The following is a 21,810-nucleotide window of genomic DNA, read 5'->3' as shown; positions in this document are numbered from 1 at the left end:
TTATTATTTCTCCGGAGGAAATCTCACGTCGACCGGCTGCGATATCACATCTGCGCCTGTCATAAACTGCTGAGGAACGCTGACGACAATCAGCGGGTTTGCGTGGAATTCAAGCGTCCAGCGGGATTCCCACTGTTTCTCGCCGTTGATCATCGAGGTTTGCCGCGGGGGGCCGGAATAAAGCGGCACCAGGACATTTGCGTTTTCCCTGAACCAGGTGCATGCGAATTCGGAGCGGGCAATGCGCGAAAAGATGGTGGCATTGTTTTGCGCCTGATCTCCGTAGAAATCGAGCTGACATTGCCATTCATCGATGCGGCGAAGTTCTGCCCGTCCGTAATCACTCACGCCGTCATACTCGTAATTGACAGCACTGGTTGATAGGTCAGTCAGAAAAAGCGGAGTCATGGTAATGAAACCACCTTTCGGCATGGGGGTCTGATTTTGCTGAGTCTGCGTGATCTCTGCGTCCGGGAACAGGGCAGAAAGGAAATCGCCAGTCGCCTTAAACAGATCGCTTTCAGTGACCTGCAGGCCTACGTCAATTGTTGACATGCGATAACCCTCGTCCAGTCCGGCCAGTTTTCAGGCACATCCACAACCAGCCATGTTTCATTGCCGATAACGAACTTATCGCCGCCCTGCTGCCGATCTCTGTTAATCCCGCACCAGTTGCCATCCGTCCAGATACTGACCAGCACACCCTGGATATTCATGTTATCCATGTGCCTGATATCAGCCTGACTCAGCGCCTGCTTTTGCACCATCATCGTTACCGGCGGCGCGAAACCTGGAGAAGTCGAGTAATCCGGGTTTTTGATTGGTCCGATCGAGCGGTAAATCTGCGCCTCGACGCGAGGATTAACCGCACCAATGGCGCCTCGTACTATGGAATGAAGATTCACTCTTTCACCTCGTAGTCGACCGAGTTCAGCATGTGGGCCGAGTCGATTAACGGGTCATTAAACCCTTTTTTGTCGACCGTGCTTTTTGCGTTCGGCGGCTCAGAAAAGGCGATGATTGACGACTGAATCTGCCCCTTGATCCGCTCCCCCATCAGCGCCAGGCTTTTGCGGGCGTCAAAATCGTTTGCCTTCATGAGCTTCCCGAGCTCTCCGCCCCACTCCGGACCATGTTCAGAAATGGTCTTCCTGAAGTACGGCCGGGATGGGATCGTAACGATATGCTCGGGTATCATTACTGACTGCGCGAAATTGGCCTTTGATGGCTTTGCGAAGCGCGAAACACCGTCACGGCGAACGTAAAAGTTCAAATCCCGGGTATGCGCCGGGATTTTTACAGTGCCGCCAAATTCGTTGGTGGCTGCCACAAGTGCTACCGGCGTCCCGTCGGGGTACTTGGACCCTTCAAGGAAGCCCACCTTCAAATCATCGCCAGAGGAAAGTCCCTTTGCGACAGACTGCAGGTGCTCCATCAGCTTATCTCCGCCTGACATTCCATCCATAGCTACCTCCGGATGAATGAACGACGGTTATAATGGCCAGGGTACATCGAAGGGGATGAGCCAGGGACATAAAACCCGGTCCTGTAATGCTTTGTGGCCTCCCAGTAAGCTGACCCGTAAGTAGTCTGCTTATACCACCAGGAGCTTTCGCTTGAGGGCCCTGCATCAGCTGATACTGACACTGACCCCTCCGATGCGCTTGCCACACGGCCAACCAGACCAGAAGCCTTTTCGCCGTTTACGCCTGAATTTAGCGCCGCAATGTGCGCAACCAGCATGTTCAGGAAAAGAGCCCGGATAGAGATATCTTTTACCGGGCTGCTGTCCGTGTTATTCAGGTAAATCGTTGCCTCCGTGAAGTACGCATTAAGTAGCGTTTCACTTACGGCATCGAACTCCGGATAACGCTCACGAAATGCGGCAACATCAAAGACAACGATCGCCATTATTTATTGTCCGCCTTCTCAATGCCCGGGGCTGGTTTGTTCTGATCCAGACCTTCCAGACCGGTTTTCTCCGAAGCGTTTTCATTCGCTTTCGCCTGGGCGCTGCTGGTTTTCGCCTGGGCAAACACCAGCTCTTTGCGAACGTATGGCTGATCAGCATGTACTGCCAGCCACGCCTCAAAGGCTTCCTTGTCCACGTTTTCGGTCAGGCCGTAGCCGCCGAAAACGAGAGAGGAGTTGGAGCCGTTAAGCTCCACTTTGTACCCGCCCTGCTCCAGGATCAGGCCGTTCGGCAGTTTGCATCCTACAGTTACTGTTTCGGCCATGTTACACCCCGATCATGCTGGCAATGCCCAGCGGTTGACGAATGATTGCACCCCAGGTGCCACCGGATTTTTTCTGCCGCCAGGAAGACTCTTCCACCACGACAGCGTGGGCGCGCATCTTCTCGGTGAACGCTGCGTAAGCGGTGTCCTGCTCACCCAGACGCTCAACAATCAGCTGCACAAGCTCGCCTGCGTCGGTGCTGTATTCAACAGCGGTTTCGATACGCATGTTCGGGAAGTTTTTCTTCAGCTGATCGGTGACGTTCACGTTGTACTGGTTCGTCTTGGTCAGGTTGACTTCCATTTCCGGCGACATACCGAGCACCATGCGATCGGTGCGCTCTACGAGGCCTTTGGTCTGAGAGACCAGTTGCTTATAGAGACGACCGGAGATGTCGTCATATACGGCTTGCCCGTCTTTAGTTGCCCAGGTAACGCTACCGCCGGAACCAGTCGCCGCCGGCGTCACCGGAGCGCTCAGAGACGGATCGTTGAGCAGACCGTAGTTTTCCAGCCCGGCGATGCCGTAGAAGTAGGACTTGTTCTGGAACTTGTTCAGTACAAGTGCAGAGGCCACGTTGAGCTCGGCGGCATAACCGATACGCCCGGCGCCATACATGTCCAGCTCGCGTTCACCCCAGCGGGTGTGAGTCTGATAATGGAACGACTGGCGCGGTACCCAGTTGACGTTGGCGGACGTCATTCCGTTGTTGTTGAAGTCGCCGTAAGCGCTGGTTTCACCAGTCGACTCGACGATCGGGAACTGCGAGGTCAGCGTCGTCCAGTCGCCTTTTTTCACTTCACCGATAATCTCGGCAGCCTTCATCGGCGTTACGAGAACGCGGATAAGTTCCGGATCGACGTAGTTAGTGAAGTAGGCCGGGATACCGGCGTTATTCGCAGTAACCATTTGCGGCTGGGCATCCATCGCCAGCGCGAAATTCTCCGCAAACTCCGGCTTCAGGTAGTCCTTCGCGCCGGGCAGCACAATGCCATATTTCCCGCTGGCTGCGGCGTAGTGTCGCTGAAATTCGTTCATTACTTGCTCCAGGTGCTGATTTTGACCAGCTCGCCAGCGTCACAATCGCTTGCGGCATAGAATGCGGTCTCGATAAAACCGGCCACGGTTGCGCCGGCTGCGGCGACTTGCACCTCACCGGTGGTCAGGGATGCAAAAACCTTCTGCCCCCGGGTGGCAGCGGTTGATGTTTTGGCCCAGAAGTCACCGGCTACCATCAGGGTGATTTCGCGGCCGGGCTGGATAAGCATGGATGCCTGACCCAGCCAGATGGTGATCGACGCCTGACCGTCACGATGGACAAAGCCAGACGGAACACCGCTACCGGCATTGGAAGCCACACTGTCAACATCCCAGGCAAAGCGGCCGACAGTCAGGCCGTCATTGCCAGCAACCAGAGCGCCCTCGCCAGCCTGATAGGTCGCGTGAGGGTTGGTGCCAGCAAAGGCCCCTTCGACACCGGGGGCCGGATACTGGTTAATTCGTGTCTGAAAACCTGCCATGTTAACCTCGTTTCAGTTTGCCAGCGGTCGGGAATGCTTTTTCGAACTCACTGACGGAAGCGGAATCCTGCGCAATGACAGGGCGTGAATTTTCTTTCTGGCTGATCGCCATTTTGACCATCGCCGGATAAGCGGACGGGTGAACGCCGGCGATATCCACGCCGCTCTGTTCAAGCGCGGTGCGATAGACATCTTCGGCTGAGTCCATGGCAACGACGTCGCCGATCAGCGGGCGCACAACCTGCTCGGCTTCACGGATTTTCCGGAAGTTTTCCGCAGCCTTTTTAGTTGCGCTGTCGGCTGCCAGACGAATCGCAGAGTCCATCGCTGTTTTGGAGACTTTGTCGTCTTCTTCATCGTCTTCATCTTCGGCGGTTTTCTTCTTGTCCTTGTCTTCTTCGTCGTCCTCATCGTCCGCCGTTTTTTTCTTGTCCTTCTCGTCGTCGTCTTCGTCGTCGGCGGTTTTGTTTTCTTTTTCGTCTTCCTTTTCGGCCTCATCAAGAGCCAGAAGAGCTTTGCGGACTTCTGCCTCCAGATCTGCATCCTGCGCCAGAAGTGGCTTAAGGGTGGCGCGGATCGCCGCTACCTTATGTTTACGCATGTGATTAAGCTCCGGTGGTAATGAATCTGCGACCAGTACATCTGGCCCTGCGCGGCCGTCAGGGACCAGCGCTTCGTGGTTTCCGAAAATGTCACGCATAACGCCGTCATAAGGCTCGCCGTCAGGGGTAACACCCGGGGTCATGTCTGCGACGTACTTGTACGATGCAGATAGCTCTCGCTGCTCTCCGCTCTCAATTCCAGCAATCGCGCTGTTATCCCAGATCGACATACCAACCGTGAGATACGTGCCGTCAAACTCCGCATTGGAGTGCGTCACGCCAACACGAAATTCATTTGGCGGGTCGGTGGGAAAATCGGGGATGTGCTTGCTGAGCACGGGGATGTTATTGAAGGTTTTGGCTGCTTTCCGGAGTTCGTCCGGGTGGCGCCAAAGCCGGTAAAGTTTGTTGGGTTCGAGCCCAAGCTCTTCGCTTCTTGGTATCTCGCGTCCGTAGTAGGCGTTGACGTTTGCCTTGCTAATATTCGTTCGTGAAATCTGAAGGCGGCCATTTGCATCGATGGTGCGCACAGAGGCGCGATCGAAAGCTAAGCACTCTGTGGGGTTCATTGCTCAATCCTGTTTTGAAAGCCCTGGAATGACAGCCTCCCAGGTGCAACGACAATTTGGTAATTCGCCTGGCATGATGTGCTCGCCATCAATGAGCATCCCCTCCGAGAGGTCGAAAAGCCTGCCATTAGCTTTCACATGGGACTGGCGAGGCTTTTTGCCTGCGTGGGAGTGCTTCCAGATACCTTGCGTAATGCCAAGCGCCTGCTGCCGTGCCGACTGAACGACTGAGGTAGCCTTGTTGTTCTGATCTCGGGCAATGAACGCCGCACGGCGCCGGGTAATCCCGTATCGCTTCTGGAGTTCATCAGTGAGATAGGACAAGTCGCGCCCACGCGCTACCGACCGCATAACCAGCCCTTCCACCTCAGTGAAATACTTCTCGGGGATGGATCGGATAAGGCCGACATTCTCGGCGATAGTCGCCTGAAGAGCGTTATTCATCTGCGAGGTCATCTTGAACTCGACAGTAAACCCCGCATCTTTGAAGGCTGTGGCCAGTGACGCATCTGCGTTCTTCATGGCGTCGTTAGCGAACCTGTCTGCCAGCTTTTGCGCCATGTCATCAAACCGCCGAGTCCAGCGCTTAGCCAGTTTCTGCATGGCATTACGCATCATCACTGCAGGTGATGCATCCATGGCGACAGCCGCGCCGCTGGCCCGATAGTTTGCAGACAGCCAGTAGACAACAGATGCCTGCATTTCCTGCACCTGCTTATCAAGCTGTCGGCGGTACCATGCTTCGACGCCAGCGTTAGGATGAACCGCCCTTATCGTCAGGGTCTGTTTCTTCCTCTTCGTCGTAGTCGTCTTCGATTTCGAGGTCATCATTCAGGTCCAGAGAGTGATAGGGCGAGTCCGGGTCACCGGCGATTTTTTCGCGGACTTCGTTGCCAGAGAGCACGCTGGCGGCCACATAGACAGCGTCCGTGTCAGCGTCTACTTTGCGAATTTCCGCCCGCTCTTTAGCGCTCATTTCGTACAGCGGCTCAAAGTCGAAGGTTATGCCGTCGTCAATATCCCCGAACTCAGAGAGCTGAATGATGTCCATCACACGCTTCAGGTTGTCTTTAAAAACAGACTGCTGCAGAGCGTGAATGTAGTCGTAGAAAACGCGGATTTCGCCGTCAGACGTTGCGTTAAGGCCATTTGGAGTGATGCCCAGCAGTTTGACGAGCGGGATGCTCGAAACCGCTGACATGTGCTCCTGCGATTGTGCCTGCAGGGCATCCAGACCGTTAAGCGGGGCGTTAACGAACTCAACCGTTTCTGGCTGGGTAGGGTTGTTGTCTTTAGCGAATGCGCCACGGTTATCACGGCATCGGTTGAAGACATCAAGCCTTGCCAGAAGGCCATCTGCCGCCCCGCCCTGCAGAATCGTGCTCATATTTGTTCCGATTACCGGAACAGAGAACGAGTGAATCATGTCGCTGACGCTGTCGCGGGTGCGAAGCCAGTTATTGACGTATGGCTCGGCAATCTGCGAGAGAGACAGGCCGCGGAAGTTATACGATGCTTTCAGCAGATCAGGTACCTGCCGCGAGACGAAATCAATCATCCGGCTTGCATGTACGGTCCGGCCCATGACAAACCACTGAGTCGGCTTGTAGAAATCCGGGCTCAGCGGGTTGTCGGAGTTATAAATCCCCGGATAGGTCCAGATAGGCTCGATGACCCTGAACCCCTGCAGGCTGCCTTTCGTGATCTTCTTGTCGCTCATGAAGAGCTTCGATTGCAGCTCGTTGTCGTCCATCCATGCGGAGATTCCCCGCGGCGAACGAACGTCGATATAAATCTGGCCGCCGCCAAAGTAGCCGTCATGCTCTGCGGCTTCTTTAAAGCGCTCGCGCACCTTAAACCGCTTCATGGCCTCTTCGAGCTGTTTTACCCGATCCGCCTTGTCTTCATCGCCGACAGTTTTGAGCTTTATCCATTTGCGGGTCATTTCTTCCGCGATGGTGCCAACCATCTTGCGATATTCAGGCTTTTGCGCCAGCGTGGCCAGGTACGGATAGCCAGGGAAGCTATCAAAGTCACCGTAGCCGTAACCGCCATATGCTGCATTGAGGTCATCGTAAGGCGTGGAGTCCATTGCCAGAATGGCGCTTTTGATAGACTCTGGGATCACCCCTTTCGGCGGCTCGTAGCGCTGAAACTCTCTTTTCGGTAATGCACGGACTTCGGCCACGGCCTCTGGTCTGATCCCGACCTTCGGTGCTTCAGGTTCTTTTGCCGGCTCAGGCGCGGCGACTTCTTTCTTTTTAAACCACCACACTTAAATTCTCCTGAGTTGATTCGGGTCGATAACCATCGGCTGCGGGCCGGAAATCAGGTTGTCGTCGATTGCGTCCATCCAGGTATCGAGGATGTCGTCGTTGTCGTGACTGTCATCAGCGGAGAAAGCAGCGCATTCCGTCATCGCCGTCAGAACCCACTCCGTTGAGCCTGCGATCGTGCCGTCCTCGTAGAAGATGCTGGAAAGCTTCTGTCCGTCGTCGGTGTGCGTCGCGGGGACAAACACTTTCCCGGTTTTGATTTGGGGGATGACGTTAAGGCAGCGAACAAGCTTGTTCTGCCCGGTGCCGCGCGGAATTTCCCTCACCGGGATGGCGAGTTGTCCTGGGGTCTGGCTACGTTTTTTCAGAGTGGTGATGAGGCCCTGTCCGGCCTGCTTCTCTTCAATGGCCATATGACGCAGCGGCATAACCCGCATGGAGCCAGAGAGGCGCCATTTTTCCCAAACCTCTTCCGCTTTCTTCAGGAGGTCTTCCGGGTCCCATCGACCGCGAACGACGTCGATGATGTACAGATTCCCGTCCACGCCCATTCCAGCCAGCGTAAACACGGTGTAATCCAGCCAGTCCTCTACCTTCCCGCTGTTCGTATCGACGTACACGGCACGGTGCGTAAGCTTCGGCAGGGTGGTGTACGTTCTGAACCAGCTGGTGTCGATGATCCCGCCAGTCAGCGCCATTGGGTTTTGCTGGTATTGCGAAAGGAAGGTATAGCGATCCTTTTCCCACAGCTGCAGGAGGTCGTTAACGTCTTCCATCTGCGGCCAGTAGGACCAGTAGCGAACGCCACCAACGACCACAGAATCGGTATCTTTGACCGTTTCCCAGCACAGCGAACGCCATGGCTCATCGAGCGACTGGATGTACTTCTCGTCGATCATGGCCGGTATGGCGACATGGTGAAACGGCACGCCCATTCCGCCGGCAAGCATGAAGCCTGTTGCATCGTCGGTGTGCAGGCGCTGCTGAATGCTCACAAACGGAGTCGGGTGCTCTTTCGACTTATCGCCGCGACGTGAGCGGATGGTGTTTACCAGCAGCGTATTCGCGCTTTTGCGTCGGGACTCGCTGAGCATGTCCACCGGCTTGTTGTAGTCGTCCAGCATCACCATGCCGGAGAACTCTGGTCCGTAGTATCCACCACGACCACCGGTGATCTGCCCGTTGCTTGAGCGCGATACCGTCTGTCCTATAGAGCGCCCTCGCTCGTCCTTTATCTCCCACTCTTCCGCCTGGTTGACACCAAACGAGCAGGGCCAGAACTCCTGATATTCACGGCTGGCGATAATGTCGCGGGTGCGCCGGCTGTTACGCTTTACCAGCGTGTCAGCAAAAGAGATATTCAGGTTGCGAAAGCGTTTAAGCCGCTTCTCCTGCACCAGGGCGTTGACATACGCCGGGAAGTGGATGGAGAAGAACTCTGTTTTTGTACCGCCGGGCGGGATGTTGATAATCAGGTTTCGCGGGACAAGGCGCCCGGCAAGCAGATCATCAATTTTCGAAGCCATCAGGCGGTGATGCCAGTTAACCAGCAGCCGATCGCCCTGAATCAGCTCGAACCATATCCGGGTGAAGTTCAGGAATGACTTCGTGGACTTTGAACGGATCATCACGCGCTCCGGGAATGACAGGTCATCCCATTCGATAATTCCGCTCATATCAGTCCAGCCCTTCTAGCCTTCCCTCCAGCTTCTGCTGGGCCTCCGCATAGTCTTCAGCGGTGTACGTCACCTGATTCAGTGGGCCGCCGTCTTTACCGGTCAGCTCGACCTTTTGCTTGTTGCTGTAGGCATCGCCAACCTCTTTTGCCGCTTGCTCCAGTAACTGAGCTGTCATGCCGAGGTTTTTCATACCTTCGGCAGTCGTAGACATTCGCTGCAGGACGCGCAGGCGATAGGCTTTGTTGGCGATCGGGATGTCAGAGATTTCGTTGAGGAATCGGTCACGGGTGCGGTTGAAAAGGTCGACCCATTTTTGAGCCAAACCTTTCCCAGCTACCTTTGTCGGGTCATGCGATGCCACCTGCTGGCGCGTCACCTGAACCTTGAATTCTTTTTGTACGGACTCGACGATTTGGGATGGCGTATCAAAGCAAGCGAGCTCTTGAACGATAAAGGCTCTCACTTCTGGTTTTAGTGCAGCCATAACCCACCGTCCGTATAAAGCAGTATAAAATCACGCCAGTTTCAGCATGCATGTCCCGCATGCTCTGGCAACATCGATATGAGCAACCTCCGCCGGCCTGTTCGCCGCATCCACCATTTCCTGCACGTCTTTGCTGGCGCCGTAACGCCGGACCACTCCGACGAATTCCTCTACGTCATGGCCGCGAAGTTTGAGCACCGGCATCCCGGTCTCTTTGTTGAACTTCGGCGCGCCATAGTCATCAGTTGCCTGGGCGATGTGGTAAAGCTCATGCTCAACCAGAGCGCAGAACTCCAGATCGTTGCATTGCTCGCAGTAGTCAGCAGCCAGGGTGATGATGAACTTTGGTATACGACCGAACCATTCATGCATCTGCTGTTCCATGCGGGATTTCTGCCAGCCGCCGGCGCGCATCATTACCTGCTCACACTGGCCCAGTACAATGCGCCCGCTTTTGGCGAATGAGCCAGAAGCCCACATGAACGCGACATCAGCGTCGACCAAGTGCGTATGGTCAGGGTTATGGATTTGGCCCTCTTCGGAGAGGATGTTCTGATTTACCCATTCGCCGATTTCGGTGGCAGGGATCAGCCGGGTATAAGGCAGCCAGTTTTCGCCAGTGAAGTTGACGGGAGGGAATGGTCTGCGATTTTCATTTTCAGTCATGCAGAACAATCCTCTGGTTTACTTTGATACTTCCCCGGTCAGTTAACCCTTAACCAAGGGTCAACGTAAGGGGTATCAAGATACTTGTCTTTACCGTGATTCTCATGAAAACAGAAGTTGCGATCAGCGCTCTTTCTCGCCTGAGTGGCGTCTTCTAATGTATTAAATAAACCAAGCCTAATGCTTCGGCCTTTTGTTTTTATGAAGGCGGCCCACTTCCCGCTCCTCTCATCCCTTCTTACTCCATTGATACCGCTAATGTTCGTAGAGTGCATGGATTGGTTTTTCTGGTTCTGGGCGTGAGTCACTAAGCGCAGATTTACTTTCCTATTGTCGTGTCGGATGTGATTGATATGGTCAATAAACATTCCATCTGGAATGGGGCCTTCATCGAAAATCCAGATTGCCCGGTGCGCTAGGATTTTCATTTCCCCAGAGCTAACCACTACGTATCCAGATCCATTGATTCCCCCGGCCACTTTGCCGGAGAACTGCAAGTTCCACATCCGATAGGTGAAATCGTTATTGAAACTTTCTCTGCTGCGAGGTAGCCAATAAAGCTCACCCTTTTCAGGGTCGCACGTAAAAACCTCAGATAGCTCTGATAATGAATAGTCCATTGCTTTTCCTTTCGGTGGTGAGCCTAAGTTCACGCGGATAAAAGCAGCCCACAGAGTGAAAGCATTACTGCCTACCCCATAGACTCACCCCGCAAGGCTCTGTGGTTATGTTGCCCCGTGACGGGCATTCAGAATATTAAACTGGTACTTATTGGAGGAAGGGATTAAAACCCCGGGATTTTTGATAACTCAAAAAAGGTTATTGAAATAAAACTCTGTCAATGGCGCTTTTATGGCACCATTTGCAGAACTTTATAATTACACCCGCTTGCCAATTGCAGGGCTAATCCGGATACACTTCTTAGTGAGCCAGCCCCAGCGCAAAAGCACTGAAAGGATGAGCAGCGGCTTCATGTATGGGCGAAGCGTAATTTCCGCCATTAGGATTCCAGTAGTGCGCATATGACTCACCTCGTTGTGACATTATCGAGCCACCTCTGGAAGTGGCTCTGTAATGCCCGATCAGTCCTTAAAGAACTCTTCCGTGTGAATGCCGATTTCACCAGTAAGCAGATGAGCACTGGTCGTGTCGATGCTCACTGATGTATGAGGGTTGGCGTTTTCGTTAAGCCATTTGATTACCGGCTTCACTACGTCTTCGAAGGAGGAGCTGCGAGCCTTATTAACGTCGGATACGTGGCACTCGCCAAGGCATGGGCCTTTATCGGCAAAACAGTTTACGCAGGCGTGATCGTGGATTTTCTCAGGGACGCTAAAAGTCTCATGAAAACCATGACCGTTTTGGTACCAGCGCCAACAAGCGCGATATTCATAATCGACCGCCTCGTCATGCAACTGCCAAAGCAGATCAGGATTGCGAATGAGCTCATGGCAGATTTTAGGCTGATAGCCTTCCCCAATGGCCTGCTTGATATATTCAATCATGGCCTCGCGTGAGGGTGGCTTAGTCTGCTCTTCCTGAGTCCCGTCAGTTTCATCGTCACCTTCATCTCTCTCATACACCGGGATGCATAACACGCCGTCAATGAGGTGGTCTCGGAAGATACAGGTTTCCACTGAGTCAGGCGCCGTAAATAGTTCGATGCTGAGCCCGGTTCCTAGCTTGATATTGGGTTTGTCTTTTGAATACCCCTCAAATAACAGGGTATCGTCTGGATTACGGCTGCAGAGAGCGCCGGAAGAATGAGAAAGTTTCAGAAGCTGAACTTTCCAATACTTAATAAGTTTCATGCTGTTTTCCTTTAGATGTGAGCCTGTCGTACAGGAACGCCGCCCGAGAGAGGTCGCCACCTTTAACGGCGTTCCTCAGGCTCACGACTGAAAGACTCTCGATGGTTTGCGTGTACGATACGCATTAAAAAGCCCCGCTATTGCGAGGCTCGTTTTTTCTCTGCTTGCCTGATATCGGCCTTATCCCGGTTGCACTGCCCCAGCGCTGATAGCAGACTGACGTTTAAATCAAGGCTCTGGCCCCAGGTCAGGTTGTCAGGGATTTCCGGTTGAGGGGTGTCAGCCGTCAGGCTGCCCGGTAACGGGACCACCGGCACTTTGACGTAGACCGTTCGCGTATTGTTGCAACCGCTTAACTGCGCCAGCAGGCACAGGGCGATTAGTGCAATCATCATTCGCAACAGCAACCCGGATATCAGCCGAGGCTCCCGATGCGTCCAGTGCGATCTGCTCTTTTGCATGCTGATTGGCCTCGACGATGGTGTTGAATATGGTCATGGTAGTCAGAACGTTGGATGTTATGGCCTGAGCTGCGTTTACCTGCTGTTCGGCTCCATCGGCTCGCTGCTTTTCCTGCTCGGCTTTGCCTTTGTAGTGGCTGACAGAGATAGCCAGCGCACCAATCAGCACGACCATGAGCGCCGGCAGCCAGAACTTTTTAACCAGCGCCAGAATGGCTTCGGCTGTCATTGCGGCTTACTCTGGCTAACCAGACGGCCAACAATACCGCATGCAGCGATTACCGCCGTAATGGTGCCCATCGCTCCCGGCGGGATTGCGGTCTTGAGGTCTGGCGGTAGCTCTGCCCATACCGTGGGGATAATCCCGGCCAGCACCAGTGCATGCATGGAGAACCAGCGCCATGCGCTTTTCCAGTCATCAACGAGTTTCATGAGAGAAATACCTCACGCTCTGCCTTGCGGCGATTGGTGAGGCCAGCCATTGCCTTGCCGCCTGACCGGTTCCAGCGAAGGAACTCATCAGCTGCGCCTTTCACATCACCTGCATTCAGCTTCTTCATAAGCGTTGAGGTGGATAGCGCTCGCGTACCGATGTTATAGGCAAGCGATACAAGCGCGTCATACTGGTTCTGGGTAACGGTAACTTTGAGCATCTTGCTTACCGCCTGGTCAAAGCTCACCACGCCAGTGCGCAGAAGGCGATCCGCCGTTGCGTCGTCAATCTTCATTCCGGGCTTGATAGGCTTTCCGTCTACTTTTCCCGTCCAGCCGTAGCCAATCGTCCAGGGATCACCGCCGGTGCCCGGGTCGGGATATGCGGTTAACCGACAACCCTCAAATCGCTTAATCAGCGCGATACCGTTATTACTGATTTGCATCTTTAATCCCCGTCAGGCGCTCCCAGAAATAGGTCAACGCTACGGAGCCCATCGCGCCGCTTATCCCCGCGGTTGCCAGAATCATGTAAATGCTCAGTCCGCTTTCAATGCTCACCAGGCCAGCAATAACGCCGGTAAACCCTGAAACCACCATTTGGGCAAGAGCATTGATCAAGCTCCATGTTGCCTTGCTCTGCTTCACATCTATCAGGTAGCGGACAAGTCCACCCCAGCAAGCAATGATCAGCAGAACCAGCCAGGACATCCCGGCAATGCTCTCTTTGTCTTGCATACGCTTAGCCATAGTTACCGCCTCCGATGAAAGATCGGGAAGCTGTGTGTGAGAAGGTCAGGGCCGTCGGGCTGATTTACCAACAAAGCGTCGAGGGTGATACCCGCGACCCTGAAAATTAATTTCTATTGAACTCGCCAAAATATTTTTTAGCTGCTTCTTGATATGCGTGATGAGCCTCCAGCTTGGTATGAAAGTTACCCAAGCTGATTGCTTTTTTATTTACCACTATTCTTGCTCGCCAAGGCTTTTCTCTTTCGCCAGATTCAAAGCAAACTCCCTTAAACCCAGATTTGTTATTTTTGTATTTGGGCTTGTTCTGCCGATTCTGATTTATGGTGCAGAGCCTGAGATTTGCTATCCTGTTGTCGCCCTTATCACCATTGATATGGTCAATTTCCATGCCTTCAGGTATTTGCCCGTTTGCAACTATCCACATGATTCGATGAAGACCGACAATGCGGCCCAGAGCACAAACCATGTGGTAGCCGCAGTTATTGATACTGACAGGTACTTCTCCTGCTTTTGCTACGCCAGAATTTATAGCGCGCTTGATTAACCCATTCTCAGGGTCGCATTCGAAAAACTTCTCAATATCTTCTTTTTTTGGATCGTTAGGAATTGCGTTTACCTTCTTTGAGATGAACCTTTGTCGCATAGGAAATCAGCCCGTCGAGGCTCGCCAGCACTAACTGACTTCCTCAAAGGCTCATTTCAAAGTGATTGGTTCGACGTTATTTGGATGCGCATGCGAAGCGCGAAAAAAAACCCGCTCAAGGCGGGAATATGAGGGTGTGGCAATGTCGGCATCATGGCCGAAGGTACCCTGGCTGGGTTTGGTACTAAATAGATTCAACTTTACCGCAGCGATTGCATCGCGTAATTGTCTTTAATGGCATGTATTTGCATTCATCTTCCACAGTATCAACATGCCAGTCATGTTGACCGAGACAGCAAAATCTGTCCTCAATCATGATTGCGAAGATGACTGTGGGAGACCAAAAGCAAAAAAACATCCATAGCCATAATAGCATTCTATGCGGCCTTCTATTTGGTGCCGGGTAAAGGAATCGAACCTCTGACGCGCAGCTGACAAGGCTGCCGTTCTGCCACTGAACTAGACCGGCGAATTTGGTGGAACCCGATGGAATCGAACCATCTCCTAATGCTCTTCAGGCATCCGCGCGAACCATCTACACCAGAGTTCCAAAATTTTGCGGGACAGGAAGGATTCGAACCTTCGACCATTCGGTTAACAGCCGAACGCACAACCGCTGTGCTTCTGACCCTGAAATGAAAAAGCCCAAGGCGTTAACCTCGGGCTTGAATTCTTTGTGTGTCGACAATCGAAGCTATGGCGACAATATCAGATTTACATGAAATATATGCCTTTCAGTTCGGTTTTGCAAGACTTACATCTAAATTTGTCGCCTTTTGTTGTGAACGTGATCGCGTTACCGATATGAGAGCGTCGCTATCAAGCTTCACAAAACTGCTGCGCAGCGCCAGCCAATGAGGAAGGTAGGTTTCTGTCCATGTGGACTTTGCTACACCAACCAGCTCCGCCAGCGACTGGTATTCATAAGTCTCCCGGCCAGCCAGTTCTGCTTTGACATCCTGGGCCGCCAGCCATGTCAGTTTCTTCAGCCGCTCCATCGTCTTGCCGGCCACTTTCTTAGAGCCGAGTTGATCACGGAATCCTACCCATGCCCACTGTGTTATCGCTACCTGATATTCAAAGCGGATATTGTCGCTGTAGTTCCAAAGCAACCAGGCTTTCTGATGCTCTTCCAGCGACAGCAGAGCCCTGCGCCAGCTGGCCGTCGAATACTCAACGGGAAGAACGAGGGCGATCGATGAACCCTTAGCGCGCGACTGGCTGCCGCTCATCGGCGGCCCATCCGGGTTAACCATTTTTTGCTTCGCCTCGCTATACACCTTCTTCCTTCCCCGGCTGCGCGCCGTAGCGGTGAATTGCGCGTTCTCTGCAAAGGCTACCAGTTGCCCTTTCGTCGCACCGCTCAGATCGGCAGTGGCCACTATCAGCTGCTGGCGAACATATTGGAGGTATTGGGTATTGATCATGCTGTCTCTCCCCGGGTCTGATAGATGCGAACGAAATTTCTCAATATGCGGTAGTCAACCAGTACAGTGCCGCGGCTACGCAAGAGCCGGAGCTTTTGCCATCGGTCGCGGATGAGTTCGATAACGTCTCGGCTCATTTGGCCTCCGCCATAAGCTGGTCATACGTCAGGTATAGGCCCCAGCAGCTAAACAGCACATGCGCCTTAACGACGGCCATCTCCTCGTTGTTCCACCGGCAGAACCATCTGATCGCGCCCATAACCTCGCTCTCTATCTGATGCGATCCGTTCAGGTGGATGGGATAGACCACGTCATCAAAAACAGCGGCGGTGGACATTGGGTATTGGATTTTTCTCATGCGGCCTCCCGTTGTTTTATGAGCGCACGGCGTAGCGCGCTGTAATGGCGCCTGATGCCTTCCAGTTCTTCGATGGTGTATCGGTGAGGGGTGTTGTTGTTTTCGAGCGCCTCGACGCGCTCAGCGCCGATTTTCTCTACCAGAGCAATGCGGTACTGCTGCTGATTCCCTGACATCTGCACGTTGCAGTGATGGCACTGCTTGTGAATATTGTCCTCGTTGTAGCGCAGGTGTGATGCTTTCCCGCGGGAACGGTAATGCCCGGCCTCCCACTGAACCGTTTCGAACGTGCCGCAGCTGATGCACGGCAGGTCGTGGTCACGCTCGCGGATATAGTCGTTAACGACACGTTGGGTCATGTCTTCCCAGTGCCGTAGAGGCTTCACCGCGGCTTTGCGCTTGCGCCAGGCTGCGCGCTCTTTCTTCTCTTTTGCCTTGGCCTGCTTATCGCGCTTCTTCTCAAGCTCCTGCATGGCAAATTCAGCGCCATGCTCAGGGCAGCACCAACGATGGTTTTCGAATAATGGGGTGAATTTTGCCCGGCAGATTTTGCACCGGCGCTGAGTTCGTTTAAGCATGCTCACCACCCTGGATCTGCACCAAGGTCAGGCGGCCGCAGAACACGGCCCCAGTGTCGATATACATCTGGTTGGCGTACTGACTTGGCTGATGCGTCGGGGTGTGACCAAAAATAAACAGGTCTGCACCGGATATTTCATTCACAATCCCATCCTGAGCCGCGCTCACTCGCTCACGATTCCAGATGACCTGTTCTGCATCGACGGGCTTGCCATACGCATATTCGTTATGCGGGTAGTCAGCATGGCAGACCACCACCCTCTTACCCTCGGTCATTACCTCGATAATGAGTGGCATGGTGCCAACCAATTTGACCAGCTCGATAGCCTGCCGTTTTTTGTCGTAGTCAAGGTTAAAGAACCATCCGCCACCGTTAGCGAGCCAGTGATACACGTTCCCGGAGGAGGATAGTCCGTCGAGCATCATCTGCTCATGGTTCCCTCTTACAGCCATAAACCAGGGCATTGCGATTAGCTCAAGGCATTCGACGTTTTCCGCCCCGCGATCGATAAGGTCACCTACTGAGATCAGCAGATCACACAATGGGTCAAAATGGACCCTTTCCAGCTCGTTCATCAGCAGCGTATGGCACCCATGCAGATCGCCAACAACCCAGATGTTGCGCCAGATTGCGCCATTAATGCTTCGGTAGAGGCTCATGCAATTTTCCTTCTGGCAGCGCGGCGCAGCCAGCGGACATCTGCCAGGTGAGCCGTATAATGAAAGGTAGGGATATCGGAAGGCTTAACTTCGACCTTGCGCTTGCGGCGAGCAGGAACGCGGAAGATGCCGCGATCCATTACTTTGGCGAGAAGGCTGCTCATCAGGCCTCCTGCTTTTGCTGCAGTTGCTGATATTCGCAACCGTGTGGAATGGTGAGAGCCAGACCAAACTGAGCGCACCAGGCCTCTACTTTGGTCAGGAAGATGTGCATTTCGCCGGTATCAAGATCGGAGGTATGCCGGGGTTCCCAGGTTGTGGTTTTCTCACCGGTGATGAAGTCGGTGTATGTCACCTCTTCGCAGCCGAGATAGGTCTTTTTTAGGTTCCGCTTAACCCACTCGGGAGTTGCGTCGGTACGTCCTGAGTTAATCAGGTATTCGCTGATTTCCGCGTACCACATGTGACTGAGTGCGTTCTGGCTCAGGCTGCGTTTTTCACGCCACTCTTTGACCTGCAGGCGAAGACATTTCCCGTCAGAGAGCTGCTCCTGAAGAATCTTGCCTATAGCGCTGAAGTTGCCGCTGTGCAGTTTGATGCCGCATTGAGGGATGTTCACGCTTCACCTCCGAAGAGGCCAAACTCTGAATGCAGAAAATCGCCGGTGGATTTCGCCATCGGTGACAGGGATTGCTGTAAGGTTTTGTGCGCCATGTGTCCCCACTTGGCGCCGGAAGTAAGTCGTCAGTTGCTCAGGCTGACGAGGTAATTATCGCCCGTTACGGGGATAAAAGCAAAATGAGCATATACGAGAAAACCCCTCCGGAGAGGGGTTTGATTTCAACTGAAGGCTTTGCGTTCTGCGGGGGTTACCGTTAAGCAGCCTCACGTGCCTGACACATCTCTGCTCACCAGAGCCTCAGCATGCCGCGGAGTTACCCACATGGTAGATATTTGACGACAAAAGCCCTTTTTAAGGTTTTACCAGACTAAATTTTATTGTATCCCGATATACCCCTGGATGGCCTAGCATAAACTTACACTTTTTAATAGCAACCTCAGCTTCCCTGAAGAAAACCTCATCGCCCGTTATGTCTACTGAGTACACATCGCCTTTATCATTAACCCACGCCGCATAATCGACACTCCCTTCAATTCTCAATGCCTGAGCCTTGACTGGCATCACTGGCGCAGGACAGCTTATGCGAACAGGTACTATTTCTTCTTTTTTTTCAATAGCAAGCGCCACGTTTGATACAAGGACAGCACAAACCAGAAGCAATGTTTTTTTCATAAACGATACCAATTGTTGTTTTCCTTGCGTCCAAAGTTCACTAATGTGCATTTTACACGTAAAGCCGGAGGGAGAGGCTCCACTTCGACACAAGCCCCCTCTGGTGTGGAGGGGATTATATAGCATCAAGTAGATGGGTGCGCGGCTTTGCGTCTGCGGGGGATTTAGGCATCGCCAACTTCCTCAAGAATCTTTGAAGCATCGATTTTACTAAGGCGATTAACCATGGCTTCCATCTCCCTGCGCATGATTTTTTGAAGCACCCTATCTCTTCTGAAATGGCAAGGTTGTGGCCTGTGCTTACGCTTTTCACGAAACGGAAGAGATGATGATTGCCAGTATCGCTTTCTGAGCGACCCAGACTGCACCATGTCAGACCTGACGATTTCGCCTACCGTACTAGCCCTCGGCATCACCTCACCTCCTGCGGCCCGGCCGGCAGCGGCATCCAGTGGGTTACGGTGACAGGAATGACGTTATCAATTGGCTCTTCACTTCCGCTCCATGAAACATCCTGCAGCCATAACTGACCATTGAATACCGCATGAATCGGCTCATCCTCTGCCGGGAAGCACAAGACCTTAACGCCGACTTCCGGCATCCGCTCGCTTACCGGAATCCATTTGCCCGGCACAGTAACGACGCTCTGCACCGGGTTGAGAGCGGGGGTATCATGCTGCGCGGCTGCGAGCATGGCGGCGCGGCAGGCGTTCCAGCCTGCCTCATATGCCAGATTGCTCGGCGTAGAGACGGGGGCAACACATTCAGGCGGCACTACCGGCGCTGGCTGCGCTGGCGGCATATCTGGACCTTTGCGAATAGCTTTTGCCAGCTCGATAGGGTCATCGTAAAGCCAGTCTCCGGTCTGAGGGTGATTGGACTCTGCCAGTTGAGCGGCCCACTCCAGACCGTCTTTGTGCCCCTGCAGGTAGTCAAGAGGCAGTTCAACCGACTCGCTGCTGCCCATTGCGGCCAGCGCCATGCGGGCCACTCGCTTGAGAATCTCTAAGTCGGCAAACCCAAGCCGATAGCCAACCTTTAAATCAAATACGGCCTGAACGCTTTCTTCTCTGGTTATGGTTGATTTGGTCATTTGTCGGCCCCATCGCGCAGCTGCTGGGCGAATAATCTTGCTTGCTTAGCCGTGTATTTCAGCGTCTCAGAAGACTCCCCGTGATCGTAAAACTCCTCTTCATCACCAACTTTTTCTGTCATCGCTGCAAACTCTTCTACCCCATCAGCCTTAATCCCGGCCAGGTAGGCATCGGTGGCGGAAAAATCAAGCTCATCGGCACATGGGATCACTTCGCCGTATATCCGCTCCATAGCTTCATCCCAGCCATAGCGGCAGGCATCGTACCGGTCAGTAATACCTCGGTCTTCCAGTCCGCACCCCATGCCTTCGTCGTGGTACTGAGGTTCGTTATCCAGGTTGGTTACGGAGTCAATGATCTGCTTCATCTCCACATTCTCCGCAGCCAGCTTATCCATTTCGATGCTACGACCTTTCCAGCCCTCCCACATTGCAGCCATCATCATGAACCAGACATTTCCGCAACCCGCTTTCTTCTCGTTAAAGAACCAGGTTACGAATTCAATGCTCATATCGTTTTGCAGTGCAATCTGTTCGACTTCGTTTTTCATTTTCTTACTCCCGCCAGGCACTGGTTAAACAGGTTGGTCATTGGGTTTACGCCGCCAGGACGCTGGCGATACTGAACAGACGGATCGCTTTCGGTTACGGCTGTTGTGTCAATCAGGGTGTAGCGGTAGCTCCTGCATTCACCTTCACGCTTAACCTGGCCGTCTTTGTTCATCTGCCACAGGGAGGAATTGACCACTGAAGAGTCAAGCCCGGTGCCGCGGCGGATATCCTGAAAGCTGCAGCCAGGATGCTGGCCGATGAAGTTAATAACGGCTTGTTTTCCCGAGTTCTTTTTCATCAGAATCCACCCCGTTTGGTTGGTTTATCCTCTTTCTCGCGCCGGCGCTGACTGGCAGCTTCCTGATCGCAGTCATAAATCGCCCCGTGACGTTGCTCGCAATAGACAACACCTGTCTCACCATGCCGGTTAAGGCGCAGGAGGAGCTCTGTGTCACTCTGGTTTGCGTTCTCGTCGTAGGCGCCCTCCCGGTATATGGCCAGCCAGTAATCGCAGTCCTGTTCAATCTGCCCGGTGTCGCGGGAGTCGCTCGGCAAGGGGCGCTTATTGGTTCGCTTCTCAAGCTCACGGTTAAGCTGAGTCAGGAGAACCACGACGCAATCCAGCTCCTTCGCCAGCGTCTTGAGGCCTTTGGTGATCAGCCCGTAAGCAAGGTCATTTCGCTCTGCCTTATCGGCAGTCATCAGCGTCAGGTAGTCAACGAGGATCATTCCGACCTTGCCGCGTTCACGCTTGATGCGACGTGACTCAGCCACGACATGCGCCAGTGAAATACCCGGGGTGTCATCAATCAGGAGGTTATTGGTGTCAATCAGCGCTCCCATAACGCCGGTAGCTTTCTTCAAATCGCCATTCCAGTCGCCGCGATAGCCGTAGTCATCCTTAGTCATGTCCGGGTAAAACAGGTTTGGAGAGATCCGCCCCTTCTGCGCAGTGATTTTCTCCACCATCTGCCCTTCCGGCATTTCCAGAGAAAACATAAGGGCCGGTTCGTTCTCGACCGTCGCGCAGTTGATCCCCATCTGGGTGTAGAGCGTGGTTTTACCCATCTTCGGACGTGCGCCGATAACAAACAGGCTGCCGCGCACAATGCGCTTCACACCGAGAAGTTCATCCAGAGAGCGGATCCCGGTCGACAACCCGCGGGAACGACCATCCGGCTTGAGCCTTTCGTCGAATTCTGCTGACCAGTCAGTTACAGCGTCATAGAACGTGCGAAGCCCAGTCCGTCGCCCTGTTTTTACGTGCTCGGTTATCTCAGTAAATAATCCCTGAATTGCGTCAAACTTCTGTTCTGCCGTCATGCCGTTGCGGGCATAAAGCAACTCGATCGCCTTCGTTGTTTTCTCGATGCCGTATCGCTCCATCGCGGTCTCACGGACACGCATTGCATAGGCCACGATGTTCGCCGCGCTTGGTGTGTTCTTCGACATTTCAGCCAGGTATGCAAAGCCACCAACGGTTTCCGTCAGACCCTTGCTATCGAGAGCATCAAACAGGGTCAGCAGATCAACCGGCTTATGGTCGCGATACATCTGGCGCATTTCAGCGAAAATGACCTGGTGCTGACGCGAGTAGAACGATTCCGGCTTGAGGATCGAAAGTACCTTCTGAGTACGCTCGCTGCTGTCGTCGTCCAGAAGGAGTCCGCCAAGTACGCTCTGCTCTGCTTCAATGCTGTGCGGAGGTGTCAT

General features: G+C 53.5%; 34 protein-coding genes, 3 tRNA genes and 1 pseudogene. All 38 read right to left on the bottom strand.

The features are described 5' to 3' along the window. Positions 1 to 3: 3 nt before the first annotated feature. The 38 genes and pseudogenes from KHQ23_RS14605 to KHQ23_RS14435 all read right to left on the bottom strand — a co-directional run bounded on the left by KHQ23_RS14605 (position 4) and on the right by KHQ23_RS14435 (position 21,810). Entirely contained in the window at positions 4 to 555 is a 552-nt protein-coding gene (locus KHQ23_RS14605) for an LIC_12616 family protein (protein WP_102024858.1), read from the bottom strand. Continuing rightward, positions 537 to 905 carry a hypothetical protein gene (locus KHQ23_RS14600; protein ID WP_211776894.1) on the bottom strand — a complete coding sequence of 123 codons (369 nt, stop codon included), beginning with the start codon at positions 903 to 905 and terminating at the stop codon, positions 537 to 539. Before KHQ23_RS14600 ends, KHQ23_RS14605 begins: the two co-directional genes overlap by 19 nt. Continuing rightward, positions 902 to 1,465, bottom strand: coding sequence for a hypothetical protein (locus tag KHQ23_RS14595; RefSeq protein WP_211776895.1), 564 nt, complete (start codon positions 1,463 to 1,465; stop codon positions 902 to 904). The genes KHQ23_RS14600 and KHQ23_RS14595 overlap by 4 nt, the downstream gene beginning before the upstream one ends. A gap of 2 nt (positions 1,466 to 1,467) precedes the next feature. Beyond that, the gene (locus KHQ23_RS14590) at positions 1,468 to 1,911 is read right to left on the bottom strand and encodes a DUF4054 domain-containing protein (protein WP_211776896.1); all 444 of its coding nucleotides are present in this window, start codon (positions 1,909 to 1,911) and stop codon (positions 1,468 to 1,470) included. Beyond that, the gene (locus tag KHQ23_RS14585; protein WP_211776897.1) at positions 1,911 to 2,237 is read right to left on the bottom strand and encodes a hypothetical protein; all 327 of its coding nucleotides are present in this window, start codon (positions 2,235 to 2,237) and stop codon (positions 1,911 to 1,913) included. Before KHQ23_RS14585 ends, KHQ23_RS14590 begins: the two co-directional genes overlap by 1 nt. A gap of 1 nt (position 2,238) precedes the next feature. Continuing rightward, positions 2,239 to 3,276, bottom strand: coding sequence for a DUF2184 domain-containing protein (locus KHQ23_RS14580; RefSeq protein WP_019724831.1), 1,038 nt, complete (start codon positions 3,274 to 3,276; stop codon positions 2,239 to 2,241). Further along, positions 3,276 to 3,758 (bottom strand): hypothetical protein, encoded by a 483-nt coding sequence (locus KHQ23_RS14575; RefSeq protein ID WP_211776898.1) that lies wholly within the window; start codon positions 3,756 to 3,758, stop codon positions 3,276 to 3,278. The genes KHQ23_RS14580 and KHQ23_RS14575 overlap by 1 nt, the downstream gene beginning before the upstream one ends. Before the next feature lies 1 nt (position 3,759). Then, complete coding sequence (locus KHQ23_RS26325) at positions 3,760 to 4,083, bottom strand: hypothetical protein (RefSeq protein WP_076742001.1); 324 nt, start codon at positions 4,081 to 4,083, stop codon at positions 3,760 to 3,762. 309 nt (positions 4,084 to 4,392) lie between these two features. After that, positions 4,393 to 4,929, bottom strand: a pseudogene (locus tag KHQ23_RS26320) (DUF2213 domain-containing protein); the annotation flags it as partial. 3 nt (positions 4,930 to 4,932) lie between these two features. Continuing rightward, entirely contained in the window at positions 4,933 to 5,631 is a 699-nt protein-coding gene (locus KHQ23_RS14565; RefSeq protein WP_025713735.1) for a phage minor head protein, read from the bottom strand. 52 nt (positions 5,632 to 5,683) lie between these two features. Beyond that, the gene (locus KHQ23_RS14560) at positions 5,684 to 7,204 is read right to left on the bottom strand and encodes a DUF1073 domain-containing protein (RefSeq protein WP_025713734.1); all 1,521 of its coding nucleotides are present in this window, start codon (positions 7,202 to 7,204) and stop codon (positions 5,684 to 5,686) included. Continuing rightward, on the bottom strand, positions 7,205 to 8,881 hold the full coding sequence (terL, locus tag KHQ23_RS14555; protein ID WP_211776899.1) for a phage terminase large subunit: 1,677 nt from the start codon (positions 8,879 to 8,881) through the stop codon (positions 7,205 to 7,207). It lies immediately after the preceding gene. 1 nt (position 8,882) lies between these two features. Continuing rightward, the gene (locus KHQ23_RS14550; protein WP_211776900.1) at positions 8,883 to 9,368 is read right to left on the bottom strand and encodes a DUF2280 domain-containing protein; all 486 of its coding nucleotides are present in this window, start codon (positions 9,366 to 9,368) and stop codon (positions 8,883 to 8,885) included. 30 nt (positions 9,369 to 9,398) lie between these two features. Then, entirely contained in the window at positions 9,399 to 10,034 is a 636-nt protein-coding gene (locus KHQ23_RS14545) for a putative metallopeptidase (protein WP_087749011.1), read from the bottom strand. A gap of 38 nt (positions 10,035 to 10,072) precedes the next feature. Continuing rightward, positions 10,073 to 10,654, bottom strand: a complete 582-nt coding sequence (locus tag KHQ23_RS14540) for an HNH endonuclease (protein ID WP_101857262.1) — start codon at positions 10,652 to 10,654, stop codon at positions 10,073 to 10,075. 462 nt (positions 10,655 to 11,116) lie between these two features. Beyond that, positions 11,117 to 11,845: a hypothetical protein gene (locus KHQ23_RS14535; protein WP_211776901.1), complete on the bottom strand. Its 729-nt coding sequence runs from the start codon at positions 11,843 to 11,845 to the stop codon at positions 11,117 to 11,119. Between the two features lie 137 nt (positions 11,846 to 11,982). After that, positions 11,983 to 12,240, bottom strand: coding sequence for an Rz1 lytic protein (locus KHQ23_RS26315; RefSeq protein WP_228297551.1), 258 nt, complete (start codon positions 12,238 to 12,240; stop codon positions 11,983 to 11,985). Further along, positions 12,125 to 12,535: a DUF2570 domain-containing protein gene (locus KHQ23_RS14530; protein WP_374110501.1), complete on the bottom strand. Its 411-nt coding sequence runs from the start codon at positions 12,533 to 12,535 to the stop codon at positions 12,125 to 12,127. The genes KHQ23_RS26315 and KHQ23_RS14530 overlap by 116 nt, the downstream gene beginning before the upstream one ends. Further along, positions 12,532 to 12,738 (bottom strand): hypothetical protein, encoded by a 207-nt coding sequence (locus tag KHQ23_RS14525; protein WP_211776902.1) that lies wholly within the window; start codon positions 12,736 to 12,738, stop codon positions 12,532 to 12,534. The genes KHQ23_RS14530 and KHQ23_RS14525 overlap by 4 nt, the downstream gene beginning before the upstream one ends. After that, positions 12,735 to 13,184, bottom strand: a complete 450-nt coding sequence (locus KHQ23_RS14520; protein WP_211776903.1) for a lysozyme — start codon at positions 13,182 to 13,184, stop codon at positions 12,735 to 12,737. The genes KHQ23_RS14525 and KHQ23_RS14520 overlap by 4 nt, the downstream gene beginning before the upstream one ends. Then, positions 13,171 to 13,476, bottom strand: coding sequence for a phage holin family protein (locus KHQ23_RS14515; RefSeq protein WP_025987688.1), 306 nt, complete (start codon positions 13,474 to 13,476; stop codon positions 13,171 to 13,173). The genes KHQ23_RS14520 and KHQ23_RS14515 overlap by 14 nt, the downstream gene beginning before the upstream one ends. Before the next feature lie 118 nt (positions 13,477 to 13,594). Beyond that, on the bottom strand, positions 13,595 to 14,134 hold the full coding sequence (locus KHQ23_RS14510; RefSeq protein ID WP_211776904.1) for an HNH endonuclease signature motif containing protein: 540 nt from the start codon (positions 14,132 to 14,134) through the stop codon (positions 13,595 to 13,597). Positions 14,135 to 14,528: 394 nt separating this feature from the next. Beyond that, a tRNA-Thr gene (locus KHQ23_RS14505) sits at positions 14,529 to 14,603 on the bottom strand. Positions 14,604 to 14,608: 5 nt separating this feature from the next. After that, positions 14,609 to 14,684, bottom strand: a tRNA-Phe gene (locus tag KHQ23_RS14500). Positions 14,685 to 14,693: 9 nt separating this feature from the next. Beyond that, positions 14,694 to 14,765, bottom strand: a tRNA-Asn gene (locus KHQ23_RS14495). Positions 14,766 to 14,868: 103 nt separating this feature from the next. Further along, entirely contained in the window at positions 14,869 to 15,558 is a 690-nt protein-coding gene (locus KHQ23_RS14490) for a bacteriophage antitermination protein Q (protein ID WP_211776913.1), read from the bottom strand. Then, positions 15,558 to 15,698 (bottom strand): YlcG family protein, encoded by a 141-nt coding sequence (locus tag KHQ23_RS14485; protein WP_211776905.1) that lies wholly within the window; start codon positions 15,696 to 15,698, stop codon positions 15,558 to 15,560. Before KHQ23_RS14485 ends, KHQ23_RS14490 begins: the two co-directional genes overlap by 1 nt. Next, positions 15,695 to 15,919, bottom strand: a complete 225-nt coding sequence (locus tag KHQ23_RS14480) for a protein ninY (RefSeq protein ID WP_211776906.1) — start codon at positions 15,917 to 15,919, stop codon at positions 15,695 to 15,697. Before KHQ23_RS14480 ends, KHQ23_RS14485 begins: the two co-directional genes overlap by 4 nt. Then, positions 15,916 to 16,497: a recombination protein NinG gene (locus tag KHQ23_RS14475; protein WP_211776907.1), complete on the bottom strand. Its 582-nt coding sequence runs from the start codon at positions 16,495 to 16,497 to the stop codon at positions 15,916 to 15,918. The genes KHQ23_RS14480 and KHQ23_RS14475 overlap by 4 nt, the downstream gene beginning before the upstream one ends. Further along, positions 16,490 to 17,158 carry a metallophosphoesterase gene (locus KHQ23_RS14470; protein ID WP_087825974.1) on the bottom strand — a complete coding sequence of 223 codons (669 nt, stop codon included), beginning with the start codon at positions 17,156 to 17,158 and terminating at the stop codon, positions 16,490 to 16,492. Before KHQ23_RS14470 ends, KHQ23_RS14475 begins: the two co-directional genes overlap by 8 nt. After that, positions 17,155 to 17,322: a NinE family protein gene (locus KHQ23_RS14465; RefSeq protein ID WP_040218304.1), complete on the bottom strand. Its 168-nt coding sequence runs from the start codon at positions 17,320 to 17,322 to the stop codon at positions 17,155 to 17,157. Before KHQ23_RS14465 ends, KHQ23_RS14470 begins: the two co-directional genes overlap by 4 nt. After that, complete coding sequence (locus KHQ23_RS14460) at positions 17,322 to 17,777, bottom strand: YbcN family protein (RefSeq protein WP_004884220.1); 456 nt, start codon at positions 17,775 to 17,777, stop codon at positions 17,322 to 17,324. The genes KHQ23_RS14465 and KHQ23_RS14460 overlap by 1 nt, the downstream gene beginning before the upstream one ends. Before the next feature lie 354 nt (positions 17,778 to 18,131). After that, a complete protein-coding gene (locus tag KHQ23_RS14455; RefSeq protein WP_039108779.1) occupies positions 18,132 to 18,452 on the bottom strand; it encodes a hypothetical protein in 321 nt (106 codons plus the stop codon). A 164-nt stretch (positions 18,453 to 18,616) separates the two neighbouring features. Then, positions 18,617 to 18,865 carry a hypothetical protein gene (locus KHQ23_RS26540; RefSeq protein ID WP_039108781.1) on the bottom strand — a complete coding sequence of 83 codons (249 nt, stop codon included), beginning with the start codon at positions 18,863 to 18,865 and terminating at the stop codon, positions 18,617 to 18,619. Beyond that, a complete protein-coding gene (locus tag KHQ23_RS14450) occupies positions 18,865 to 19,545 on the bottom strand; it encodes a DUF551 domain-containing protein (RefSeq protein ID WP_074421332.1) in 681 nt (226 codons plus the stop codon). The genes KHQ23_RS26540 and KHQ23_RS14450 overlap by 1 nt, the downstream gene beginning before the upstream one ends. Continuing rightward, complete coding sequence (locus KHQ23_RS14445; RefSeq protein ID WP_227525522.1) at positions 19,542 to 20,096, bottom strand: hypothetical protein; 555 nt, start codon at positions 20,094 to 20,096, stop codon at positions 19,542 to 19,544. The genes KHQ23_RS14450 and KHQ23_RS14445 overlap by 4 nt, the downstream gene beginning before the upstream one ends. Then, entirely contained in the window at positions 20,093 to 20,395 is a 303-nt protein-coding gene (locus tag KHQ23_RS14440) for a helix-turn-helix domain-containing protein (protein ID WP_023341873.1), read from the bottom strand. The genes KHQ23_RS14445 and KHQ23_RS14440 overlap by 4 nt, the downstream gene beginning before the upstream one ends. Next, complete coding sequence (locus tag KHQ23_RS14435; RefSeq protein ID WP_211776914.1) at positions 20,395 to 21,810, bottom strand: DnaB-like helicase C-terminal domain-containing protein; 1,416 nt, start codon at positions 21,808 to 21,810, stop codon at positions 20,395 to 20,397. Before KHQ23_RS14435 ends, KHQ23_RS14440 begins: the two co-directional genes overlap by 1 nt.

Source organism: Klebsiella sp. 64, assembly GCF_018223915.1.
Taxonomy (GTDB): Bacteria; Pseudomonadota; Gammaproteobacteria; order Enterobacterales; family Enterobacteriaceae; genus Klebsiella; species Klebsiella pneumoniae.
The sequence above is the reverse complement of the archived record's forward strand: the minus strand, read 5'-3'. Positions and strand labels throughout refer to the sequence as shown.

What these genes read in the sequence shown, in the direction of transcription:
- KHQ23_RS14605 (WP_102024858.1), bottom strand. Translation starts at nt 555, where the DNA reads ATGTCAACAATTGACGTAGGCCTGCAGGTCACTGAAAGCGATCTGTTT.
- KHQ23_RS14595 (WP_211776895.1), bottom strand. Translation starts at nt 1,465, where the DNA reads ATGGATGGAATGTCAGGCGGAGATAAGCTGATGGAGCACCTGCAGTCT.
- KHQ23_RS14590 (WP_211776896.1), bottom strand. Translation starts at nt 1,911, where the DNA reads ATGGCGATCGTTGTCTTTGATGTTGCCGCATTTCGTGAGCGTTATCCG.
- KHQ23_RS14585 (WP_211776897.1), bottom strand. Translation starts at nt 2,237, where the DNA reads ATGGCCGAAACAGTAACTGTAGGATGCAAACTGCCGAACGGCCTGATC.
- KHQ23_RS14580 (WP_019724831.1), bottom strand. Translation starts at nt 3,276, where the DNA reads ATGAACGAATTTCAGCGACACTACGCCGCAGCCAGCGGGAAATATGGC.
- KHQ23_RS14575 (WP_211776898.1), bottom strand. Translation starts at nt 3,758, where the DNA reads ATGGCAGGTTTTCAGACACGAATTAACCAGTATCCGGCCCCCGGTGTC.
- KHQ23_RS26325 (WP_076742001.1), bottom strand. Translation starts at nt 4,083, where the DNA reads ATGGACTCTGCGATTCGTCTGGCAGCCGACAGCGCAACTAAAAAGGCT.
- KHQ23_RS14565 (WP_025713735.1), bottom strand. Translation starts at nt 5,631, where the DNA reads ATGCAGGCATCTGTTGTCTACTGGCTGTCTGCAAACTATCGGGCCAGC.
- terL (WP_211776899.1), bottom strand. Translation starts at nt 8,881, where the DNA reads ATGAGCGGAATTATCGAATGGGATGACCTGTCATTCCCGGAGCGCGTG.
- KHQ23_RS14550 (WP_211776900.1), bottom strand. Translation starts at nt 9,368, where the DNA reads ATGGCTGCACTAAAACCAGAAGTGAGAGCCTTTATCGTTCAAGAGCTC.
- KHQ23_RS14545 (WP_087749011.1), bottom strand. Translation starts at nt 10,034, where the DNA reads ATGACTGAAAATGAAAATCGCAGACCATTCCCTCCCGTCAACTTCACT.
- KHQ23_RS14540 (WP_101857262.1), bottom strand. Translation starts at nt 10,654, where the DNA reads ATGGACTATTCATTATCAGAGCTATCTGAGGTTTTTACGTGCGACCCT.
- KHQ23_RS14535 (WP_211776901.1), bottom strand. Translation starts at nt 11,845, where the DNA reads ATGAAACTTATTAAGTATTGGAAAGTTCAGCTTCTGAAACTTTCTCAT.
- KHQ23_RS26315 (WP_228297551.1), bottom strand. Translation starts at nt 12,240, where the DNA reads ATGATGATTGCACTAATCGCCCTGTGCCTGCTGGCGCAGTTAAGCGGT.
- KHQ23_RS14530 (WP_374110501.1), bottom strand. Translation starts at nt 12,535, where the DNA reads ATGACAGCCGAAGCCATTCTGGCGCTGGTTAAAAAGTTCTGGCTGCCG.
- KHQ23_RS14525 (WP_211776902.1), bottom strand. Translation starts at nt 12,738, where the DNA reads ATGAAACTCGTTGATGACTGGAAAAGCGCATGGCGCTGGTTCTCCATG.
- KHQ23_RS14520 (WP_211776903.1), bottom strand. Translation starts at nt 13,184, where the DNA reads ATGCAAATCAGTAATAACGGTATCGCGCTGATTAAGCGATTTGAGGGT.
- KHQ23_RS14515 (WP_025987688.1), bottom strand. Translation starts at nt 13,476, where the DNA reads ATGCAAGACAAAGAGAGCATTGCCGGGATGTCCTGGCTGGTTCTGCTG.
- KHQ23_RS14510 (WP_211776904.1), bottom strand. Translation starts at nt 14,134, where the DNA reads ATGCGACAAAGGTTCATCTCAAAGAAGGTAAACGCAATTCCTAACGAT.
- KHQ23_RS14485 (WP_211776905.1), bottom strand. Translation starts at nt 15,698, where the DNA reads ATGAGCCGAGACGTTATCGAACTCATCCGCGACCGATGGCAAAAGCTC.
- KHQ23_RS14480 (WP_211776906.1), bottom strand. Translation starts at nt 15,919, where the DNA reads ATGAGAAAAATCCAATACCCAATGTCCACCGCCGCTGTTTTTGATGAC.
- KHQ23_RS14475 (WP_211776907.1), bottom strand. Translation starts at nt 16,497, where the DNA reads ATGCTTAAACGAACTCAGCGCCGGTGCAAAATCTGCCGGGCAAAATTC.
- KHQ23_RS14470 (WP_087825974.1), bottom strand. Translation starts at nt 17,158, where the DNA reads ATGAGCCTCTACCGAAGCATTAATGGCGCAATCTGGCGCAACATCTGG.
- KHQ23_RS14465 (WP_040218304.1), bottom strand. Translation starts at nt 17,322, where the DNA reads ATGAGCAGCCTTCTCGCCAAAGTAATGGATCGCGGCATCTTCCGCGTT.
- KHQ23_RS14455 (WP_039108779.1), bottom strand. Translation starts at nt 18,452, where the DNA reads ATGAAAAAAACATTGCTTCTGGTTTGTGCTGTCCTTGTATCAAACGTG.
- KHQ23_RS26540 (WP_039108781.1), bottom strand. Translation starts at nt 18,865, where the DNA reads ATGCCGAGGGCTAGTACGGTAGGCGAAATCGTCAGGTCTGACATGGTG.
- KHQ23_RS14450 (WP_074421332.1), bottom strand. Translation starts at nt 19,545, where the DNA reads ATGACCAAATCAACCATAACCAGAGAAGAAAGCGTTCAGGCCGTATTT.
- KHQ23_RS14445 (WP_227525522.1), bottom strand. Translation starts at nt 20,096, where the DNA reads ATGAAAAACGAAGTCGAACAGATTGCACTGCAAAACGATATGAGCATT.
- KHQ23_RS14440 (WP_023341873.1), bottom strand. Translation starts at nt 20,395, where the DNA reads ATGAAAAAGAACTCGGGAAAACAAGCCGTTATTAACTTCATCGGCCAG.
- KHQ23_RS14435 (WP_211776914.1), bottom strand. Translation starts at nt 21,810, where the DNA reads ATGACACCTCCGCACAGCATTGAAGCAGAGCAGAGCGTACTTGGCGGA.